Origin of the sequence: Protofrankia sp. Cj3 (genome assembly GCF_917627355.1) — a bacterium.
In the GTDB taxonomy this organism is placed as follows: domain Bacteria; phylum Actinomycetota; class Actinomycetes; order Frankiales; family Frankiaceae; genus Protofrankia.
The window spans coordinates 1-3,774 of sequence record NZ_CAKJTR010000296.1 but is presented as its reverse complement, the minus strand read 5'-3'; the positions used below and the strand labels follow the sequence as shown (position 1 = coordinate 3,774).

At 66.1% G+C, this 3,774-nt stretch carries 5 protein-coding genes; 2 read left to right on the top strand and 3 right to left on the bottom strand.

Annotated elements, in window-relative coordinates:
* Window positions 1-326: hypothetical protein (locus MJ783_RS22595; protein ID WP_239313755.1), on the bottom strand; the 326-nt coding region annotated here is incomplete at its 3' end.
* Window positions 323-634 carry a hypothetical protein gene (locus MJ783_RS22590; RefSeq protein ID WP_239313753.1) on the bottom strand — a complete coding sequence of 104 codons (312 nt, stop codon included), beginning with the start codon at window positions 632-634 and terminating at the stop codon, window positions 323-325. The genes MJ783_RS22590 and MJ783_RS22595, both read right to left, overlap by 4 nt.
* Before the next feature lie 632 nt (window positions 635-1,266).
* Between MJ783_RS22590 and MJ783_RS22585 the strand changes: the two genes are divergently transcribed.
* Entirely contained in the window at window positions 1,267-1,488 is a 222-nt protein-coding gene (locus tag MJ783_RS22585; protein ID WP_239313751.1) for a hypothetical protein, read from the top strand.
* A gap of 200 nt (window positions 1,489-1,688) precedes the next feature.
* Window positions 1,689-3,020, top strand: coding sequence for a hypothetical protein (locus tag MJ783_RS22580; protein WP_239313749.1), 1,332 nt, complete (start codon window positions 1,689-1,691; stop codon window positions 3,018-3,020).
* A gap of 332 nt (window positions 3,021-3,352) precedes the next feature.
* Here the strand turns inward: MJ783_RS22580 and MJ783_RS22575 are convergent, their stop codons facing one another.
* Window positions 3,353-3,592, bottom strand: a complete 240-nt coding sequence (locus MJ783_RS22575; RefSeq protein WP_239313747.1) for a DUF433 domain-containing protein — start codon at window positions 3,590-3,592, stop codon at window positions 3,353-3,355.
* Between the last annotated feature and the right edge of the window lie 182 nt (window positions 3,593-3,774).

Sequence of the window (3,774 nt, the reverse complement as noted above, 5' to 3'; positions counted from 1 at the left end):
GCCTCGGCGAGCATGGCCCCCGCCCGCTTGTACGAGTCAAGAGTGAAGGTTCTCGCGCAGGCGACGCAACCGGCGGGGACGCCCGACACGCCGCGCATGGGGGACGCGCTCTCCCGAGTCTGGGGCACGGTGCAGTCCTTCAGGTACTGGCTGAAGGACTGTAGCGTCTTCGGGTCCGGTCGCCACGCCTGGGCGAGAACCGGGCCGATGACGACCGGCCGGTGCGGAGCTGCGCGCAGGCCGTGATGAAGCAGCCGTGCCGCCGAGCTGTCTCGCAGGAGCGCCACGAGCATCCCGGCGTCATAGACGACAGTACGCGCGATCATGCAACGCTCGCGGCGTCCGATCCAAGCGCACTGTTCAGGACCCGGTGGACGAGCGCCTGCTCGTCCGTGGTCAGGGCGTCGAACGACGGCAGGCCCGTCTCAGGGACACCGCCAGCCTGCTCGAAGGCTGCCTGGTTACGCGCGTCAAGTGCCGCGAAGGTCGCCGTGACAGCATCGTCGCGAGCCATCTGCGCGACAGCCGCCGCAATCATGTAGGCGGACACATCCATACCTGCTGCCTCAGCGTGCATCCTGATCGCGGCCTGGACATCCGAGGACGTCGAGATCGTGAACCGAATGTTTGGCATGCCGTTATCGTAACACAGCGTATTACGCTGTTCTGCTGGTCCAGCACCATGCCGATCAGTAGCGCCAACGAGTCCGGGGGACCCAGAGGATCGTGAGCGAAGCGAGTGATCGTTCGAGAGTACGCGTCAGCAGCTCATCAGCCTCGTCGATCTGGCTCAGATGCAGTCCGACGGCATCACGGTAGCCGACCGCTTTGCGGCAGCCATCGGTCTGCCAGCCAGATCGCCGTGTAGTCGGTGTAGTCCCGGCAGGCTGCGTAATCGTCAGCGTCCAGGGAGTGGCACCACGGAAGCAGCCGATCTAGAAAAGCCCCGCCAGTCCCGGAGGACGGCGGGGAGAAACTAAGATCATCTTAGGCACCCGATGGTCACGGCGTCAACCGGACGAGGGCACAGAGCACGCCGAGGACACGACCCTCCCTAGATGAGGCCCGCCGCATCTGCGCGAGCACTCTCCGCGTTCTGATCAGAACGATCGTAGCTCGTGGGGAGAAACACGACCTGGTTCTCCCGGCATGGCTCGACGCCGATCACCGAGATCCCCAAAAGGTGGCCGGCCGCATACCGCGGTGTCGTCGCCCATCGAGTGGACGCGATCGAGCACGGAGACGGCTGGGACACGATGGAATCTGATGACGGTCGCGTACCTGCGGATGGCCAGTGGCCGGCACCGGAACGACCGACGGCTGGCCGGGCTGGTGGGTGAGCTGACCGTCTCCAGCCGGGAGCTCGCCGCGATGTGCTCAGCCCAGGTTGTCGCCGAGAAGGGCACGGCCTGCGCCGCTTCCGGTCCGGGTCAACGGTGGCCCGCCGACAGCTGGGAAAATAATGGTTTCGCATCCATTAATATCTGATTAATGCCAAGCCTGCGGGCTTGTCGGCGATCGCGGGAGTGTATTGTTTCGTCGCCATTGCCAATCCAGGAAAAAGCGGGGGAGACATGTTCCGACGATTATTGCCACTGCGCAGCCCCGGGGTCTCGGAGGAACGTCGATCGGTAGAATGCCCATCGGGCGGGCGTTCGGAAGAGCGCCGACCGCTCGCGTTGCGGCGCTTGCCCGTCGTCGTCATCGCGGCGTTGGCCGTCGCGGTGGGAGTGGGCGTGATCGGTCCGACCGCGTACGCCTTGGACAACTCGACCGGCCTCGTCAACGGACGGTTCGAGCTACCGCGGGACGCATCCGCCGCCGCGCCGCAGGCATGGACATCCGGCGCCTTCCAACCTACGACCACATTTTCCTGGTCCAGCTCAGTGGCCCGCAGTGGACACCGGAGTGTCAGCATTTCCTCGCCGCAGCCCAACGACGCGTGGTGGTCGCAGACCGTTGCCGTGCAGCCGCACACGCTGTACCGGATAACGGGATGGATCAAGACAGTAGGCGTCGCGCACTCGACCAACCCGGTCGACGCGGGAGCCAGCCTCGGCTTCCTGGGCACCTGGGACCGCTCACCCGGCGTATTCGGCACGTCCGACTGGACGAAGGTCTGGGTGAGCGTCAACTCCGCAGACAGCCACGAGCTGACCGTTGCGGCCCGGCTCGGCTACTGGTCCGGCACGACCACGGGCACGGCCTGGTACGACGACATCAAACTGGAGCGGCTTGAGCCGGGCTCCTCGGCGCCCCGATGGAAGATCCTGGCCCTCATCTATCCGAACCTGGACTTCTCCTTCCCCGCGTCCGACGGCACCACGCACCACGTGGTCGCGCAGCTGACCCAGGACCAGCGAGACCGAGCGGCGCGCGCGACCCACGATTTTATCAAGACCGACCTTCCCGCCCTCGCCAGCGGCACCATGACGCCGAGCCTGACGGTTCGCTTCCCGACACGGCCCCTCAGCGCACTCGACCGCAGCGGCGACGGATGGTGGCCGTCGCCGGGCAACACCGCTGCCGATCAGGACCCGTCGTTCGACTCGGTCATCGTGATCTGGCCTGCCACCGGGACGAATACCGCCACCGGCCAGCCGGAATGGATCGGCAGCGCGGCCGGGCTCACGCCCCCCATGGGAACCGGGCAGACCTACAGCACGTTGATTCTCGACGCCGCCATCAACTATGGTCACCGCAACGTGTTCAAGCACGAGTTCGGCCACTCAATCCTGGACTACTTTGAGGCACTCGGGGTGGCGCCGACACCGACCGTCAACAACCACGCCACTGCCGGGCAGTACGTACACTGCGGGACGGCAACCCCGTACGTGTGGGCCGACGAGACGCTAGCTAACCCGATACCCAACTCGATTTTCAACAACACGTCCGGGTTCACCCACGACTACTACTCCGGCACCACCGCGGAGGCGGCTGATCCCAACCATTGCCTGGGTATCACCCGGACGGCCTGGCGCTACGGCGGTCCTCACGAGCTCAGGGGCATCCAGCCGTAGCTCTGGTCCGTCGTAGCGGGCGCCGTGGTCGCGCCGATGCTCCGGCGCCAACGACAAGCTGACCAGTGCCCGGACCGGGGCCTCGGCGCGAGGGCTGCTCTTCTTGCAAACTCTCCATCACGGCCTTCTGATGGTCACGGTGTCTTTGGCGAGAAACCACGATCAGCAGGAGGCCGTTCCTCGTCGGGTTGGGTCGCCCGGGGGGAATCTCACCCCCAGGCTCCCGCAGAACGGAAGGGAACGTGACGTAGGGTAGACGGCGTCAGCGTCGATCCCGTGCTTCGCCAGGCGCTCGGCGAGCGAGACCGAGAGGCCCTCGTCGAGCTTGACCTTCACGGCGCGGTGCGCAGCGGCACGAGGTCCTCCCGCGCCAGACGCGCGCCGTAGGCCGCTGCCACGCGGATCCCCGGCACGCTCAACGCCGGGTACTCCGCGAGGATCTCCCCATCGGACATACCGTCAGCAAGGCAGTCGAGGACGACGCTCACCGGCACCCGTGTCCCCCGGATACACGCCTGCCCGTGGCCGATCATCGGGTCAGCCACCACCAGCGACAGAAGATCCTCCGCCATGCCTCCCAGCATGCTCGCCGACCGACGCGCCAGCCCACCATTACGTGATCGATCCGGGCCGTATGCCGGTGACAGCCACACTGACAGGCAAGCCGGCAGACGACCGCGAACGTCGGCGGACGCACGCCCACTGATCCTCGGACGCGGCGAACGTCCACGAACGTCAGTAGATGATCCAGATC